Here is a 17,350-nt window from a genome sequence, read left to right as displayed (position 1 = left end):
AATGTACTTTTAAATACATTTTCTCTCTAGAAAAAGGCTTTTAAAGTCTTAAACATAATTTATCTATTTTGTCAATTTTTATGTTAAGAAAGATGTTTATAAAGCATAGCTTTGAAAGGGGGGGGGGAGGCAGAAGGTTTTCTCAAGAGTGTCACCTTTATTTTATACACGCTCCGATGCTACTGGACACTACTAATGAAATATTAGATGCAAAATTTCAAACCTTTGGCTGTGCTAGTGCGATCGCTTCATCTTCTGCTCTGACAGCAATGCTCAAAGGCAAAACCATAGACGAAGCTATGAAGATTAAAAACCAGGATATCGCGGGATACCTGGGAGGGCTGCCAGAAGAAAAAATGCACTGTTCGGTCATGGGAGAGGAAGCATTAGAAGCAGCAATATTTAAGTATAAAGGTATTGAAGTAGAAGTTCACGAAGAAGACGACGAAGGAGCATTAGTTTGTAGTTGTTTTGCAATTACCGAAAACAAAATTAAGCGAGTAATTCGGGAAAACAACCTCAAAACAGCGGAAGAAGTAACAAACTATGTGAAGGCAGGTGGTGGTTGTGGTTCTTGTCTGGCAGATATTGACGATCTAATCGCATCGGTTTACGAAACGCCAGAACCAACAGTACAACAAACTCCTACAACTACAAAACCAGCCAGCAAACTAACAAATCTACAAAAAATTACATTAATTCAACAAGTATTAGAACAAGAAGTGAGACCTGTTCTCGTGGCAGATGGAGGAGATGTTGAACTGTTCGATGTAGATGGCGATCGCGTGCTAGTCACACTAAAAGGAGCTTGTGGTTCCTGTAATAGTGCAATGGCGACACTAAAAGGAGCGATCGAAGCTACATTAAAAGAACGAGTAAGCGAAAGTCTTGTAGTAGAAGAAGCAGTTTAAAACAGTTAACAGTTAACAGTTATCAGTTATCAGCTATCAAGGTTTATTCAACCAAATTAGAAAAATTAACTGTTGACTGATGATCGGTAAAACTTGATTAAATTTATGCTGAATAGAGCGACAGACAACAAATAACAACGGGTGCATTAATGACAACTATATACACGCAGGTTATGCCTGCACAAGCTTTAGGGCGAGCGCCTCCGGGCACTCAATGTTGCTGCTAAATACACACTGTTCTTACACGAACAAAATTAATATATGAATGCGATCTGTAAAATCAAAAGCCCTAGAAAACAGCAGCTATCAAACACAAACTCTAAGGAAACTTTTACAGACAGGACTTACACACTAACAATAGGGTTTCGGTGCGTTACGCTACCGCTAACACACCCTACAAATAGCATTTATGCGTAAGTCCTAACAGAATCAAAATCGTATTCATTCAAAATCAAGTCAAACACACTAACAAAACGGAGAAAATCTATCATGCGTCAGATTGCATTTTACGGAAAAGGCGGTATCGGTAAGTCCACTACTTCTCAGAACACTCTAGCTGCAATGGCTAACCGTCACGGTCAGAGAATCATGATCGTAGGTTGTGACCCTAAAGCTGACTCAACTCGTTTAATCTTAAACGCTAAAGCTCAAACTACTGTACTTCACGTTGCTGCAGAGCGCGGTGCAGTTGAAGACGTAGAACTAGACGAAGTATTGAAAGATGGTTTCGCTGGAATCCGTTGCGTTGAGTCTGGTGGTCCTGAGCCTGGTGTAGGTTGCGCAGGTCGTGGTATTATCACTGCTATCAACTTCCTAGAAGAAGAAGGTGCTTATCAAGACCTAGATTTCGTAAGTTATGACGTACTAGGTGACGTTGTTTGCGGTGGATTTGCAATGCCTATCCGTGAAAACAAAGCTCAAGAAATCTACATCGTATGTTCCGGTGAAATGATGGCGATGTATGCTGCTAACAACATCGCTCGTGGTGTTCTTAAGTATGCTCACGCTGGTGGTGTACGTTTAGGTGGTTTAATCTGTAACAGCCGTAAGGTTGACCGTGAAGTTGAGTTAATCGAGAACTTAGCAGCTCGTTTGAACACTCAAATGATTCACTTCGTACCTCGCGACAACGTTGTACAACGCGCTGAAATCCGTCGTATGACTGTTGAACAGTATTCTCCAGAGGATAACCAAGCTCAAGAGTACAATACATTAGCTGAGAAGATCATCAACAACGAAAAATTAACTATTCCTACTCCTCTAGAAATGGATGAATTAGAAGAGTTGTTAATTGAATTCGGTCTATTAGGAGACGAAGACGATCGTCAGCAGCAAATTGCAGCACAAGATGCAGCTTTAGCAGCAGAAAAGAAAGCTTAAGTAAACTCAAGTAAGTCTTAGACCGAAATAATGGGGTGTGTAAAACGCACCCTATCTTATAAAGATAAGTATTGAGTGGCGAGTTTTGTATTAATCATTAATGTAGGGGCAGGTTTTTCAGACACGAAGTTATCAAAGAATACCTGCCCTCACTAATTCAAAACTAAAACACTAAAATCTTCAAATATTCCGAAAGGAGATATGTAACATGACATCCGAAAAAATCGAACAGAACAAACAGTTAATTCAAGAAGTCTTAGAAGCTTATCCTGAGAAAGCTGCTAAAAGACGGAAAAAGCACCTTAATGTTTTAGAAGAAGGATCTGACTGTGGCGTTAAGTCTAACGTAAAATCAGTTCCTGGTGTAATGACAACTCGTGGTTGTGCATTTGCTGGAGCAAAAGGGGTGGTTTGGGGTCCTGTTAAGGACATGGTTCACATAAGTCACGGTCCTGTTGGTTGCGGTTACTACTCCTGGGCAGGTCGTCGTAACTACTACAACGGTGTAACTGGTGTTGATACCTTTGGTACAATGCAATTCACTTCCGATTTCCAAGAAAGAGACATCGTTTTTGGTGGAGACAAAAAACTCGCCAAAATCATGAAAGAAATCGAAGACTTATTCCCACTCAATGCTGGTATCACAATTGAATCTGAGTGCCCAGTAGGTCTAATTGGTGATGACATCGAAGCAGTAGCTAGAAAAGCTGCTAAAGAACTCAATAAGCCAGTTGTTCCAGTACGTTGCGAAGGTTTCCGTGGAGTTTCTCAGTCATTAGGTCACCACATTGCTAACGACACAGTGCGTGACTGGGTATACGAGCCTTCCGCTGAAATAACTAACGAAGAGATCGGTTTTGAAACCACTCCTTATGACGTATCCTTAATCGCTGACTACAACATCGGTGGTGACGGTTGGAGTTCTCGTCTATTATTAGATGAAATCGGTCTAAGAGTAGTTAGCCAAGCAACAGGTGACGGTACTTACAACGAAGTATTCATGGCTCCTAGGGTGAATTTAAACCTCATCCACTGTTATCGTTCCATGAACTACATCTGCCGTTACATGGAAGAAGAGTATGGTATACCTTGGACTGAGTTCAACTTCTTTGGTCCTACTCAAATTGCTAAGTCTCTACGGAAAATTGCTTCTTACTTCGACGATACTATCAAAGAAAACACAGAGAAAGTAATCGCCAGGTATCAAGCACAAGCTGATGCAGTAATTGCTAAGTATCGTCCTCGTTTAGAAGGTAAGAAAGTAATGATGATGGTTGGCGGTCTACGTCCACGTCACGTTATCCCTGCTTTCGACGATTTAGGAATGGAAGTTATCGGTACTGGTTATGAGTTCGGTCACGGTGATGACTACAAGCGTACTGCTGAGTATGCTAAAGAAGGTACTCTTATCTATGATGACGTTAGTGGATATGAGTTCGAGGAATTCGCTAAGAAATTAAAGCCAGATTTAATTGCTTCTGGAATTAAAGAGAAGTATGTATTCCAGAAAATGGGTATGCCATTCCGTCAAATGCACTCCTGGGATTATTCTGGTCCTTATCACGGTTATGATGGATTCGCTATCTTCGCTCGTGACATGGATCTAGCTCTCAACAGCCCAACTTGGAACCTAATCAAGGCTCCTTGGAAGCAAGCTAGTTAGTAGAAGTCAGAAGTTTCCAGTGCGGGCATCTTGCCCGCGTGAGTGTACCTCACCAAAGTGGAATCTGCTGTAAATTTATTAGGAAATGTGGTAATGCCATCACTACGGCATTCCCAATACACAAACAAAGATTTAACTAGGAATTGGGAGTTAGAAGTTGTGGTTGAGATTCTTCTTCCTTCTTCCTTCTTCCTTCTTCCTTCTGAACAATACCATAGAGGATAAACACCATGAGTCAGAACGTAGACAAAATCAAAGACCACTTTCAACTCTTCCAAGAACCAGAATACCAAGAAATGTTCGAGCGGAAGAGAGAATTTGAAGGCGGTCCTTCCAAGGAAGAAGTAAAAAAAGTTAGTGAGTGGACAAAGACTTGGGAATATCGCGAAAAGAACTTTGCTCGCGAAGCTCTAACTATCAACCCTGCTAAAGCTTGTCAGCCTCTAGGTGCAATCTTTGCAGCAGCAGGTTTTGAAGGCACTCTACCTTTTGTACATGGTTCTCAAGGTTGTGTTGCTTACTTCCGCTCCCACTTAACTCGTAACTACAAAGAGCCATTCCAAGCAGTTTCCTCTTCTATGACTGAAGATGCTGCGGTATTCGGTGGTCTCAAGAACATGACTGATGGTTTGGCAAACTCTTATGCTTTGTACAAGCCAAAAATGATTGCTCTTTGCACAACTTGTATGGCAGAGGTAATTGGAGATGACTTAGGTTCATTCATTACTACCTCCAAGAATCAAGGTGCAGTTCCTCAAGATTTCCCAGTTCCTTTTGCTCATACTCCTAGCTTTGTTGGTTCTCACATCACAGGCTATGACAATATGCTCAAGGGTATTTTGGTAGCTCTGACTGAAGGTAAGAAGAAGGGAGTTACTAACGGTAAAATCAACTTCATCCCTGGTTTCGATCCTTACATTGGCAACATCCGGGATTTGAAGAATATTCTATCTTTGATGGATGTTCCTAACACCATTTTAGCTGACAATGCTGAGAGCTTTGATTCTCCTAACTTGGGTGAATTCAAGATGTACAACGGTGGTACAACTCTGGCAGAAGGTGCTGATTCCATCAATGCTAAAGCTACTATCTCATTCCAGAAATATTCCACTCCTAAGACTCTAGAGTACCTAGAGAAAGAAGGCGGTCAAACTACAGTTACTTATCGTCCTATCGGTATCCGTGGTACTGATGAGTTCTTAATGGGATTGTCTGAATTAACTGGTAAGGCTATTCCTGAAGAGTTAGAAATTGAGCGTGGTCGTGCAGTTGATGCTATTACTGACTCTCAAGCTTGGTTACACGGTAAGCGCATTGCTATCTACGGCGATCCTGACCATGTATTGGGCTTGTTGAACTTCACTCTAGAGTTAGGTATGCAGCCAGTTCACGTTGTTGTTACTAATGGTAACGTTGCTGGTTTTGAAGAAGAAGCTAAAGCATTGTTAGCTAACGATCCCAACGGCCAAGAAGCTACAGTTTGGATCGGTAAGGACTTATGGCACCTACGTTCACTGTTGGATACTGAGCCAGTTGACTTGTTGATTGGTAACTCCTATGGTAAGTTCCTCCAACGTGATACTGGTACTCCATTAGTACGTATCGGCTATCCTATCTTCGATCGCCACCACCAGCACCGTTATTCTATCTTAGGATATAAGGGCGCATTCAATCTACTCAACTGGATCGTTAATACTATTCTGGATGAGTTAGACCGTGGTAGCATGGAATTAGGTGTTAACGATACATCTTTTGACTTGATTCGTTAATCCATATTAACCATATAGTTTTTGTAGGGGCGAATGGCTCACACAGATTATGGCACGGATATACGGATTAGGCAGGGTATCTGAGACAGATTATTAGCCATCTTGTAGGGTGTGTTAGCGAAGTGTAACAAACCCTACTGAACTTAAGTTTTTGTAGGGGCAAATGGCAGTTTGTCCCTACAATTGTTTTGACAGCTCATAAGGGATAAGTTATCCTGGAACTACAGTCCTGTACCTGTTCCATATTCCTATATGATTCAAACTTACCCCATTTCCAAAACTATCTCTACTCTAGGTGACCTTGAGCAAAGGTTTAAGTTATCTCCTACAGATAATGACCTCTTCTTTCCGGAATGGCAACAAGACTTACCTGAGCTAACTGCTGAAGAAAAAGAGAAACTAGACCAAATTCAAGGACGATTTTTACGTCATAGAAAACGAAGTCCTCTTACAGAAGGTGTGATTAATCAATTACTAATCGGACCTTTACTTGCTTTAGCAGGTTTATATGATGAACCTTTCTACCTCACTACTGAAGCAAGTGTTGAAGTAGAAGTAGAAGACAAGGATGAAATTTTACGCGGTCGAATTGATACTTTAGTTATTGCACAACAACTTTGGGTTCTCCTGATTGAGTCTAAATCTACTATTGGTTTTTCAGTGGCTTTACCTCAACTAATGACTTACATGATGGCAAACCCCAATCCCGAACGTCCTGTCTATGGTATGATTGGTAGCGGGGATGAGTTTATGTTTGTTAAAATGTTGACGGCAGATGTTCCCCAATATGATTTGTCTAATGTTTTTTATCTACTACTACCTCGCAGGAATCAGTTATATGATGTTTTAAGTATTCTCAAACAAATTGCCAAAATTATGGGTGCCAATATTGAGCAATGAGTGATGGAAATTGAACAGCGATCGGCTCCAATTTTTATACAAACAAAATAATAACAAAAATTTGTCATTCTTTAAGATTAGTAGGTTGGGTTAAGCGCCAGCGCAACCCAACAACAAACTCGACACTTACAAACATTATCTTTACAAACCCGCTATGTTGGGTTTATCCTAAGGATAAGCTGGCGCTAACGGTTACAGTCGATGGGGATATCGCTATCCTTCACCTCATCTGTGCATCCGTGCCATAATCTGTGTGAGCGCCTCAACCCAACCTACAAAATGATAACTTCTATACAAAAATAATAATAAAAATTTGTCATCCTAAATAATAACAAAAATTTGTCATCCTAAGATTAGATTCTCTATAGAATAAATTTGGTATCTTTGCCTTGACTAAATTTTTGAGTCAGGAGCTGGAAGTGAGATAGAGGCAATAGGAGAAAAAGGTTGAAAAATACTCTAATCTCTCCCACTCCCTCACTCCCCTACTCCCCCACTCCCCTACTCCCGATCCCCGCCCCATAGTAGTTAATAATAGAGACTTAATAACATGGCTATGATGACCCCAGGCAAAGTTGCCGAACTGATGAATGAGCCTGGTTGCGAACACAACCACAAACACAAAAATGGAGATAAAAAACAAAAAGGCTGTCAACAACAAGCAACACCAGGAGCAGCTCAAGGAGGTTGTGCTTTTGATGGAGCGAGCATTGCTCTGGTTCCCATTACAGATGCAGCTCACTTAGTTCATGGGCCTTTAGGTTGTTCTGGTAACTCCTGGGGAACTCGTGGCAGTCTTTCTTCTGAAGCTCATCTCTACAAAATGGGTTTCACCACTGACATGGGTGAAAATGACATTATCATGGGTGGTGAGAAAAAATTACTAAAGGCGATCGCCGAACTAAAGAAACGTTATCAACCTCCAGCGGTATTTGTCTACGCTACTTGCGTTACTTCTCTAATTGGAGATGACCTAGAAACGGTTTGTAAAGTCGCCACCAAAAAATTAGAGCTTCCGGTCATTCCTGTGAACTCTCCTGGTTTCATTGGTAGTAAAAATTTAGGTAACCGAGTTAGTGCCGAAGCATTATTAGACCATGTAGTTGGAACTTCCGAGCCAGAATTTACCACACCCTACGATATTAACCTCATCGGCGAATATAATATTGCGGGTGAAATGTGGGCAATGTTACCCCTGTTTGAAAAACTAGGCATTCGGGTATTGTCAAAAATCACCGGAGATGCTACCTACAAAGAAATTTGTTACGCCCATCGTGCCAAACTCAACGTGATGATCTGCTCCAAAGCAATGATCAATATGGCACGGAAAATGGAGGAGAAATACGGCATTCCTTATATTGAAGAATCTTTTTATGGTGTTGCCGATATTAACAACTGCCTCAGAAATATTGCTGCAAAAATTGGAGATGCTGACCTACAAGAACGCACGGAAAAGCTCATTGCCGAAGAAACAGCCATTCTCCAAGAAATATTAGAACCTTATCGCCAACGTCTCAAAGGTAAAAGAGTTGTACTCTACACGGGTGGGGTTAAAAGTTGGTCTATTATTTCGGCGGCTCAAGATTTAGGTATGGATGTGGTCGCCACTAGCACAAAGAAAAGTACTGAAGAAGACAAAGCAAAAATCAAACAATTGCTCGGCAAAGATGGTATTTTGCTAGAAAAGGGCAATGCCGAAATTCTGCTGAAAGTCATTGCTGACACAAAAGCTGATATGCTCATCGCAGGTGGCCGTAACCAATATACCGCCCTGAAAGCGAGAATTCCGTTTTTGCACATTAACCAAGAACGCCATCATCCCTACGCTGGATATCACGGCACTATCGAAATGGCAAAGGAATTAGATGAAGCACTCCATAGTCCAGTTTGGGAACAAGTGCGACAACCTGTGCCTTGGTTAGGGGAATGTCAGATAGATGATGTTTTAGCAGTAGAAACTTTACCAAGTCTGACTAATATTCCACCTGCAACAGTTAGCTTTCCCAAAAAATCCTTATCCACAAATCCTTTGAAATTGAGTCAACCTCTAGGTGCTTCCTTAGCTTACTTAGGAATTAAAGGCATGATGCCACTGTTCCACGGGACTCAAGGTTGTACTGCTTTTGCCAAGGTATTGTTGGTGAATCACTTCCAGGAAGCTATTCCTCTGTCTACTACTGCCATGACTGAAGTGACGACTATTTTGGGAGGAGAGGATAATATAGAGACAGCTATTCTCAACCAAGTTGAGAAGTCAAAACCAGAAGTTATTGGTTTGTTGAGCACTGGTTTAACTGAAACCAGGGGCGATGATGTGGAGCGTATTCTCAAGAAGTTTAGGGAAGAGCATCCAGAGTTAGATGAATTGCCTATATTAAATGTTTCTAGTCCAGATTATAAGGGTTCGGCTCAGGATGGTTTTGCTGCTACTGTTGAACGTATAGTAGCTTATGATTATGGCGAACCCATTCCTACTGAAACTAAAAAGCCTTTCGTAACAATTTTAGCGGGTAGTTGTCTTGCTCCTGGAGATGTGCAGGAAGTTCGAGATATTGTGGAATCTTTTAGCTTAATACCAATAGTTGTACCTGACTTATCTCAGTCTCTGGACGGACATCTGGTTGATGATAATTATAGCGCGACAAGTTCTGGTGGAACCACCATAGAAGAACTTCGTAACCTGAGTCAGTCAAGTTTTACTCTGGTTATTGGGGAAAGTCTGAGAAATGCAGCTAATATTTTGCAGGAAAAATTTGGTACTCAATATCAAGTGTTCCCTCGGTTGACTGGTTTGGGTGCTGTAGACAGTTTCATATTAAAATTGTCTCAGCTAATTGTTTCTCGTACAGATCCTCATTTAGATAAGGGTTGCGAAGTACCTCAAAAATATCAGCGTCAACGTCGGCAGTTACAAGATGCGATGCTGGATACTCACTTCTATTTTGGTCATAAACAGATTTCTATTGCTCTGGAACCAGATTTACTTTGGACAACAAGTTGGTTTTTGCGGGAAATGGGGGCAAATATTAAAGTGGCTGTCACAACTACGCGATCGCCTTTATTGGAAAAATTGCCTACAGAAAATGTAATTATTGGTGACTTGGGAGACTTGGAGGAAGTAGCCGCAGGTTCAGATTTATTGATTACCAATTCTCATGGTAAACTGATATCTGAGAAATTAGGTCTTGCTCTATATCGCATGGGAATGCCAATTCACGATCGCCTTGGTAATGGTCAATGTTGTAATGTGGGTTATCGTGGTACAATGAATTTATTATTTGACATTGGTAATATTTTCTTAGAGCAAGAGGAATCAAAAATTCACACCAATGATTATTCATTATTGTCACGATGAAGGTGGTAGGTTTTAGGTGGTAGGTTTTAGGTGGTAGGTTTTAGGTTTTATATCATGTCCGGTAGCATCGTTTGTGTATAGAATTAAGGTGACAATGAGAGAAAACCTTCTGCCTCCAGCATAGCTGCCTTCCTTCCACCAAAGTCTAATTATTCAACCGGACATGATATTAGATACACTTCTGTTAACTAAAATCTGCGACCTAATAAATAGTCAGATATAAATAAACAAATATTTGATAATCAGAGGCGGGTTTAATTAATAGTTAAACCAAAGAAAAATCCGCTACAAAATTGAATCTGTCCTCATCTTAGCGTTTATTTTTGTCTGCGATTAAAAGACAAGTTTGTTATCAATAACTAATGGCTTTTAACTATTAGTTATTCGGTACATTAAAACCAGGAGGAAAATAACAATGAAAGTTGCATTTGCAACCAGTGATTTGATTCATATAAATGGTCACTTTGGCTCTGCCAAACAAATGGCATTGTATGAAGTTGACGATCGAGGATACGAAGCTCTAGAGCCACTCGTTTTTGCTGGTAATCTCAATCAAGATGCTAGTAAACAAGAAAAACTAGATAAACTACACGCCAAAGTTGAAGCTTTGCTCGACTGCACAATAGTTTATGTACTAGAAATTGGTGGTCCTGCAGCAGGTCGTTTAATCAACAAAAAAGTGACCCCAATGAAATCAAAATCTCCAGAAGACAAAATTACCGATCTTCTGGACAGGTTGGTGGAAACTTTAAAAGGTAGTCCTCCCCCCTGGCTCAGAAAAGCTTTACAAAAAACTTCTGAATCTGACTTAGAAGCTGTACTTGAAGAGGTGTAAAACTATGACTGTTCAAACAGAAACAACAACAACAACAACCGACATTTATTCCGCTCCTTTTATTAAGGAATTAATTAGAGCAGTTCAAGCTCAAGACTCTTATGGAGTTTATAAGTCTTGGTCTCCTGAATTAATTATCAAGCCTTATATTGTTAGTAAGCAAGAAAAACGCCAAATTTCCACAGAAGAAGAAGTTAATCCGATGACTTTAGCTCGGATTAAGTTATTCTACAATGCAATAGCAACTTGCATTGAATTAGAAACCAATCAAATCATGCAAGTAGTTATTAGTATCAACCATGAAGGATTTGGTTGGGCACTTGTATTTTGTGGTCGTCTTTTGGTAGTTTCTAGAACTTTACGGGATGCTCAACGTTTTGGGTTTACTTCTCTAGAAAAATTAGAAGATGAAGGAGAAAGAATGAGCCGAGCAGGCATTGAATTAGTCAAAAAGTATAAGGAAGTTTGCAAGCTGTAAGCAGTAATTTTTTCTAAATATTTAGAGAGGAAAGTTAGAACCATATTTTTTCAGAAATTGATAATTGATAATTGATAATTATCTCTGGTTAAAACCATTCTTGATTGAATATAAGGAAATATTATTTCTTCTCTTGGTTGATTGGATATGGCGAGGGGACCTCGCCATCCCTCAACCGCTTTTTTCCCCCTTAAAAGGGGAGGCTTTAAACCATAATTATTTAATTATTAATTATTAATTCTTCAGTAAATATCTAACAACCTCTCTTCCTAAAACAGTAGTATTTTTTTTTGCACACAAATATTAAAAAAAATTGAAAGTAGGCGAAAAAAAGAAGATTTGTACCTATACTAACAAATAGAAAAAGCCACTACTGTAGGATTGCGGAAATAACTGACCAGTTACAAAATCCTCAAGCAATTACAAATCAATACTTTTGAATTTTGACTTTTAATTTCCGCGTAGCGGCACTACTTTATCTAATTAATTTAGGGTTCATCAAATGAAGACATTAACAGATTTCCAAAAGCTCGTAGATGCAGAAGACTTCCTCAGCTTTTTTGACATTCCCTACGACCAAACAGCAGTCAACGTAAATCGCCTCCATATATTAAAAATGTTTTCTGTAGCAATTGCAGAAGTTGACGAAAAAAAAGAACTGGCAGAAGCTGAAAAATTGACAGAATATAAAACAGCATTAGAGTCAGCTTATCAAACTTTCTTGACATCTAACGCTCAAGAACAAAAAGTATTTCCAGTATTCCAAAAAGAACATAACGACGTGGTTAAATTAACAGAAATAACTGCTGAGTAAGGAGCAAAAAAATTTGTCCGACCTCACACCCAAAGAATTAGAACGTTATAGTCGCCAAATCATGCTTCCCGGTTTTGGTAAAGAAGCACAACAACGACTCAAATCAACTACAGCAGTGGTAAATGGAGTTGGTGGGTTGGGTGGCACAGTAGCACTGTATTTAGCAGTAGCAGGTGTCGGGAAGCTGATATTAGTCAGAGGTGGGGAACTACGCCTTGATGACATGAATCGTCAAATCTTGATGACAGATGATTGGGTGGGTAAACTGCGAGTAGACAAAGCTAAAGAAACTCTATCTGCCATTAACCCAGATGTTGAAATCGAAGCTGTACCTGAATATGTCACTGCTGAAAATGCAGACACATTAGTACAGTCGGCAGATATTGCCCTCGACTGCGCTCACAACTTTGACGAACGGAATTTACTTAATGCTGCCTGTGTACGTTGGCGCAAACCAATGGTGGAAGCTGCTATGAATAGCATGGAAGCTTATTTAACTACCATAGTTCCTGGTAAAACTCCCTGTTTGTCTTGTCTCTTCCCAGAAAAACCAGAATGGGACCGACGTGGGTTTGGAGTCTTGGGTGTAGTTTCTGGAACACTAGCTTGTCTAGCAGCTTCAGAAGCAATCAAACAGATTACAGGATTTAGTAAACCCTTGTGGTCACAACTGCTGACAATGGATTTGGATGCCATGGAATTCTCTAAACTTCGCCCTTACCACGATCCAGACTGTCCAGTTTGTGGTTCCCTCAGCAAAGAGTTAAAAGCTGAGGAGGAAGTGGTAAAAATTTAACCATAGAAGTTATCACTGCGAACAGTTTATAGTTAAATCTTTGGTTTAGCCTATAGATAATGCTGAGAGAGGACTTCCGCTAAATTAAAAATTATAGCGGTGAGACGGGGCGTATAAACTGCGCGGGAAACCCATGCAGACAGCCTCTCATAAATTTCAACCAGCCAATTAATTGAGCGGTAGCGAACCAATCCAGTATCATAAATAGAGAGCTAATGGCGGTGGGGCACACCGTCCGATAAAAAGCTTGTGGAGATGGTCTGACGGGGGTACAACTTAACTTGTTTGATTTGTTACCTAGTTAAGAATCTGTGAAACAAGAATCTCCCGTTATAATCTCTGATTTAACGGTGAGAGTGTCAAAAATAGGAAATTCCGAGGAAAGGTGATATTTATACAATATGCTTTCGCGCTGAAACTGAAACTGAAATTTCAAAAATCAGGGTGCAATATTTCTACTAGCTTAGTCTCAGACAGTTCTGTAAAGCGCGATCGCACCGTTCCAGTAATTTCCTAAGTCCATTGCTGAGGCCAGACAACAGGCGGGTGTCGCCTATCTGGGTAATTATCGGTAAGTCTAAAATTATTTGTCTTCAAAATTATGACTATAAGTTTAACAGAAAAAGCCGCTTCTCAACTTACCAAATTCCTGAAGGAATCAAATCAAGGCATCCGCATTTCTGTTGTGGATGGTGGTTGCAGTGGTTATGAGTATGCCTTAAATATTGCCAATGCTCCGAAAGCAGATGACTTGCTACTACACAAAGATAACTTGCAGATTTTTATTGACCCAAAAAGTGCGCCTTTACTAGAAGGAGTTGTAGTTGACTACATTGAAGGTTTAACTGAAAGCGGTTTAAAGTTTATTAATCCCAACGCCACAGAAACTTGTAGTTGTGGAAAATCTTTCCAAGCAGGAGGATGCACCCCAACTGGAGTACCTTGTAGTTAACTAGCACTTCAGCTATTAGCTATCAGCTATCAGCTATCAGCCTAAAAATTTGATTAGGTATCTGTTTGCGCAGCATTCCGTTAGGAAAAGCTTGGATTTAAATCCCCGACTTCTTGTTTTTGGTTGAATTTTACAGCACTTTTGAGGTTGATAAACCACATCGTCATAACCAACACTCTGTAAGGGCGTTTTGCTGTCGCATAACTCCGTTAACGCTCCGCGACATATAAAGCAGAGCTTTGCGTTAGCAAATGTCATTTGCCCCTACTGTTGTCTACTGAAATGAAAACTGCTGTAATATCAAATCCGGTAGCATCGGTGTAATAAGATAGTGAATCAGAATTCAGAATTCAGAATTCAGAATCCAGAATTCAGAATTTAGAAGGGAAGAGAAGTCAGAATTCTTTCCGCTCTGGGTGAAGATGGAATATTTTTTTATACCGAATTAAACGGATTTGATATAAAGAGGGATTGCTCATTCCCTTTCTGTTCCGGAATGCTTTGCAAACGCGCAAAGCTGACCGCTGATTGCTGAAGTGCTGAATGCTTTTTAATAAAGTCTTTTGAGACTTAAAGAACAACTAAAAAAAAGGAGGATCTCAACCAATGGCTACTTATAAAGTACAGCTAATCAAAGGCAAGAAAAAACAACCCCCAGAAATCGATGTCACCATCGAGGTTGATGAGGATACATATATCCTTGATGCGGTAGAAGAAGAATATTCCGATCTAGAATTTCCTTCTTCTTGTCGCGCCGGATCTTGCTCTAGTTGTGCTGCCAGAATAGTAGAAGGAGAAGTCGATCAAGAGGATCAAAACTTCTTAGATGACGAGCAGGTAGAAAAAAATTGGGTATTATTATGTGTTGCCAAACCTAAGTCTGATTGCGTCATCAAAACTCACCAAGAAGCTTATTTGGTGTAATACCACGGTTCATTAATTGATAATGGATAATTAATAATTAATAATTAATAATTAATAATTAATAATTACCTCTGGTTAAAACCTTTACGGAATTGAATATAAGGCAATATTATTTCTTCTCTTGTTCGATTGGATATGGCGAGGAGACTAGCTCTTGACAGAGCCGCTCCGCTTTATATGTTGCGGAGCAAAACGACCGCTTTTTTTCCCTTAAAAAGGGAGGCTTTAAACCAGAATTATTTAATTATTAATTATTCGGTAAATTATCTGATATTTTGCCCTCCTGTAGTTTTTATTTAAGATTATAGGAGGGTAATTTATATGGAGTAGGGAGTCGGGAGTCGGGAAGAAAAATTATTTTTCCTGCCTATAATTTTATTTACCAGACTTACACAAAAGACGAAATTATACATCGTTTGTAGTGGTTAACAGCGATGTAGGGGTTAACGGCCGTTAACCCCTACCATAAGAGCGCTAATTTTCATATCTATATCCAAATTTTAATTTATTTACTCCGACAAAATTAACAAAAAACCTCTACAATATTAATAATTTTGATAAAAATTAAAAATTGGAGCTTTTGTAGGGTGCGTTAGGCGTTAGCCGTAACGCACGACATAATATAATTGATTATCAGCTAATCTGTGGAGTTGGTTATACTTCCGTGAAGACGGTGCGTTACGCTACCGCTAACACACCCTACTAGACTGACACTTACTTTTGATAAAAATTAAAAATTGGAGTATATAGATATGAAAAAAAATCGAATTCTGGTCTTAATTTGTATGGCCATACTTTCTTATTTATTAACAATTAGTTGTAGCCAAACTAGGGATAATTCATCTTCTGAGTCTACCGCTTCAACAATAAATTTAACAGTTTCAGCAGCAACTAGCCTCAAAGATGCAATGGAAGAGATAGAGCCTATTTATGAGCAAAAAAATACTAATACTTCTTTAACTTTAAACTTATCTTCTTCTGGTTCTTTACGACAACAAATTGAACAAGGAGCACCAGTAGATTTATTTATATCCGCATCTCCTTCCCATATTAATATTTTGCAAGAAAAAGGTCTAATAATAGATGAAAGCCGTCGCAACCTCCTGAAAAATCAAATGGTGTTAATAGTTCCTACAGAAAATACCGCTGCAGTTAACACATTTCAAGACTTAACAAAAGACACTATTAAAAACATATCCATTGGCGAACCAGAAACCTCTCCCGCAGGAAAATATGGCAAAGAAGTCTTAACTTCTTTAGGTATTTATGAGACTGTTGAACCGAAAATAGTTTTTGCTAAAAATGTGCGTCAAGTACTTAATTATGTCGCCACAGGAAATGTTGATGCTGGCATTGTTTATCGTACAGATACTAACGCTTCAAACACAGTAAAAATAGTTGCTAATGCACCGGAAAAATCTCATACACCAGTAGTTTATCCCATTGCAGTAATTAAAGATAGTAAAAATATTGAAGCAGCTAAACAATTAGAAGAATTTATGTTTACTCCAGAGGCAAAAACTGTGTTTGAAAAATATGGTTTTATTACACTAGAAAAGAGAGAGTAATATCAAATCCGGTTGAATGCTTATCATATATTTGGGGGTGGGAAGTGTGGGGAAAAGGGGAGGTTGAGAGATTGAAGGCGAGAAAGTGTGGATAGAATTATAAATATATACTGTATAACCGGATTCTATATAAGGAGTAGGAAACTGGGGAAATAATTGATGATTTCTGTGCGATAATTGATTCTTTCCCCTACTCCCTACTCCCTCTTTTCTGGAGATGTCTATTGATTGTGAGGTTATTTAACCGGATTTGATATAACAATTTATGCGATCGCTTCTACTACTTTTCAACATAAGTAACTCTCAACTGTGGTTGCGCTGATGCTTCTGGATTTTCCGAACTAGCAAACCCTTTTACTGTCCTTGAAACAGTTTCATTTCCTAACAGTAACCAACCAAAATTATCATCAGGATTATCTAACCATTGTTGTAGATCGGTAACCATTTCTGAAGTAGATTCCCAAGTATAAACTCCTTCATCTCCCACAGTTGTCACCGCACTAACCCTCTCGGAAAAATCCCCTCCTGGATTTGACCAGAATTGAGTATTATAGAAACTATGAATCCAAGTAGCATCTCCTTCAGTTGAGCGATCGCCCCTACCTCCTGGATGAAAAGAATTTCCTTCTCCCCAGTTTTTCAGCAGTCGATGTAATTCAATAGATTGAGCGCCACCTGGAGTTTTTTCGAGTGTTAATTGTAGGGTGACAGAAGTAATTTTAGAACCTCTGGGAATCTCGTTAGCAATATCAAAAGAAATTACCCCTCGTCTGATACTATCTTGGGGTTGGTTCGTTCGTCCGACAAATAATATTGGCCCTTGATCATTACTGAGGACACCCGTGGCACTTTCAATGATGGTATTATCTTGATTCGGAATAATCGTTTGAATTTCTTGAGCGATCGCCCCTTTCAGAATAACCGTTAAAGAAACTAAAGTAGCGATCGCTATTAAAAGGAATTGTTTTAAAATAAGTCTAGTCATTTCAGTTATCAGTTATCAGT

At 39.4% G+C, this 17,350-nt stretch carries 15 protein-coding genes; 13 read left to right on the top strand and 2 right to left on the bottom strand.

Going from position 1 to position 17,350, the window contains the following annotated elements:
• The first annotated feature begins 176 nt into the window (after positions 1–176).
• From nifU to nifD, 3 genes are all read left to right on the top strand, one after another.
• Positions 177–911: a Fe-S cluster assembly protein NifU gene (gene nifU, locus F6K54_RS02330; protein WP_293073924.1), complete on the top strand. Its 735-nt coding sequence runs from the start codon at positions 177–179 to the stop codon at positions 909–911.
• A gap of 489 nt (positions 912–1,400) precedes the next feature.
• Entirely contained in the window at positions 1,401–2,291 is an 891-nt protein-coding gene (gene nifH, locus F6K54_RS02325; protein ID WP_293073921.1) for a nitrogenase iron protein, read from the top strand.
• A 208-nt stretch (positions 2,292–2,499) separates the two neighbouring features.
• Positions 2,500–3,954, top strand: a complete 1,455-nt coding sequence (nifD, locus tag F6K54_RS02320; RefSeq protein WP_293073917.1) for a nitrogenase molybdenum-iron protein alpha chain — start codon at positions 2,500–2,502, stop codon at positions 3,952–3,954.
• Here nifD and F6K54_RS02315 read toward each other — a convergent pair.
• The gene (locus F6K54_RS02315; protein ID WP_293073914.1) at positions 3,951–4,217 is read right to left on the bottom strand and encodes a hypothetical protein; all 267 of its coding nucleotides are present in this window, start codon (positions 4,215–4,217) and stop codon (positions 3,951–3,953) included. The two genes, nifD and F6K54_RS02315, sit on opposite strands and share 4 nt — an antisense overlap.
• On the opposite strand from F6K54_RS02315, the gene nifK reads away from it, so the two are divergent.
• From nifK to modA, 10 genes are all read left to right on the top strand, one after another.
• Positions 4,185–5,723, top strand: a complete 1,539-nt coding sequence (gene nifK, locus F6K54_RS02310) for a nitrogenase molybdenum-iron protein subunit beta (RefSeq protein WP_293073911.1) — start codon at positions 4,185–4,187, stop codon at positions 5,721–5,723. The genes F6K54_RS02315 and nifK overlap by 33 nt on opposite strands.
• Before the next feature lie 252 nt (positions 5,724–5,975).
• A complete protein-coding gene (locus F6K54_RS02305) occupies positions 5,976–6,623 on the top strand; it encodes a type I restriction endonuclease subunit R (protein ID WP_293073908.1) in 648 nt (215 codons plus the stop codon).
• Between the two features lie 550 nt (positions 6,624–7,173).
• On the top strand, positions 7,174–9,978 hold the full coding sequence (locus tag F6K54_RS02300; RefSeq protein WP_293073906.1) for a bifunctional nitrogenase iron-molybdenum cofactor biosynthesis protein NifEN: 2,805 nt from the start codon (positions 7,174–7,176) through the stop codon (positions 9,976–9,978).
• Between the two features lie 415 nt (positions 9,979–10,393).
• The gene (nifX, locus tag F6K54_RS02295; RefSeq protein WP_293073903.1) at positions 10,394–10,813 is read left to right on the top strand and encodes a nitrogen fixation protein NifX; all 420 of its coding nucleotides are present in this window, start codon (positions 10,394–10,396) and stop codon (positions 10,811–10,813) included.
• Between the two features lie 4 nt (positions 10,814–10,817).
• Positions 10,818–11,291, top strand: a complete 474-nt coding sequence (locus tag F6K54_RS02290; RefSeq protein ID WP_293073900.1) for a NifX-associated nitrogen fixation protein — start codon at positions 10,818–10,820, stop codon at positions 11,289–11,291.
• Between the two features lie 502 nt (positions 11,292–11,793).
• Complete coding sequence (nifW, locus tag F6K54_RS02285; protein WP_293073896.1) at positions 11,794–12,105, top strand: nitrogenase-stabilizing/protective protein NifW; 312 nt, start codon at positions 11,794–11,796, stop codon at positions 12,103–12,105.
• 13 nt (positions 12,106–12,118) lie between these two features.
• Complete coding sequence (locus tag F6K54_RS02280; protein WP_293073894.1) at positions 12,119–12,901, top strand: HesA/MoeB/ThiF family protein; 783 nt, start codon at positions 12,119–12,121, stop codon at positions 12,899–12,901.
• Between the two features lie 601 nt (positions 12,902–13,502).
• A complete protein-coding gene (locus F6K54_RS02275) occupies positions 13,503–13,853 on the top strand; it encodes an iron-sulfur cluster assembly accessory protein (protein WP_293060579.1) in 351 nt (116 codons plus the stop codon).
• 606 nt (positions 13,854–14,459) lie between these two features.
• Positions 14,460–14,777 (top strand): 2Fe-2S iron-sulfur cluster-binding protein, encoded by a 318-nt coding sequence (locus F6K54_RS02270; protein WP_293073891.1) that lies wholly within the window; start codon positions 14,460–14,462, stop codon positions 14,775–14,777.
• 752 nt (positions 14,778–15,529) lie between these two features.
• On the top strand, positions 15,530–16,345 hold the full coding sequence (gene modA / locus F6K54_RS02265) for a molybdate ABC transporter substrate-binding protein (protein ID WP_293073888.1): 816 nt from the start codon (positions 15,530–15,532) through the stop codon (positions 16,343–16,345).
• Between the two features lie 280 nt (positions 16,346–16,625).
• Here modA and F6K54_RS02260 read toward each other — a convergent pair whose 3' ends face one another.
• Positions 16,626–17,330 (bottom strand): DNRLRE domain-containing protein, encoded by a 705-nt coding sequence (locus F6K54_RS02260; RefSeq protein WP_293073885.1) that lies wholly within the window; start codon positions 17,328–17,330, stop codon positions 16,626–16,628.
• Between the last annotated feature and the right edge of the window lie 20 nt (positions 17,331–17,350).

It is taken from the genome of Okeania sp. SIO3B5 (assembly GCF_010692555.1).
Classification (GTDB): Bacteria; Cyanobacteriota; Cyanobacteriia; order Cyanobacteriales; family Microcoleaceae; genus Okeania.
The sequence above is the reverse complement of the archived record's forward strand: the minus strand, read 5'-3'. Positions and strand labels throughout refer to the sequence as shown.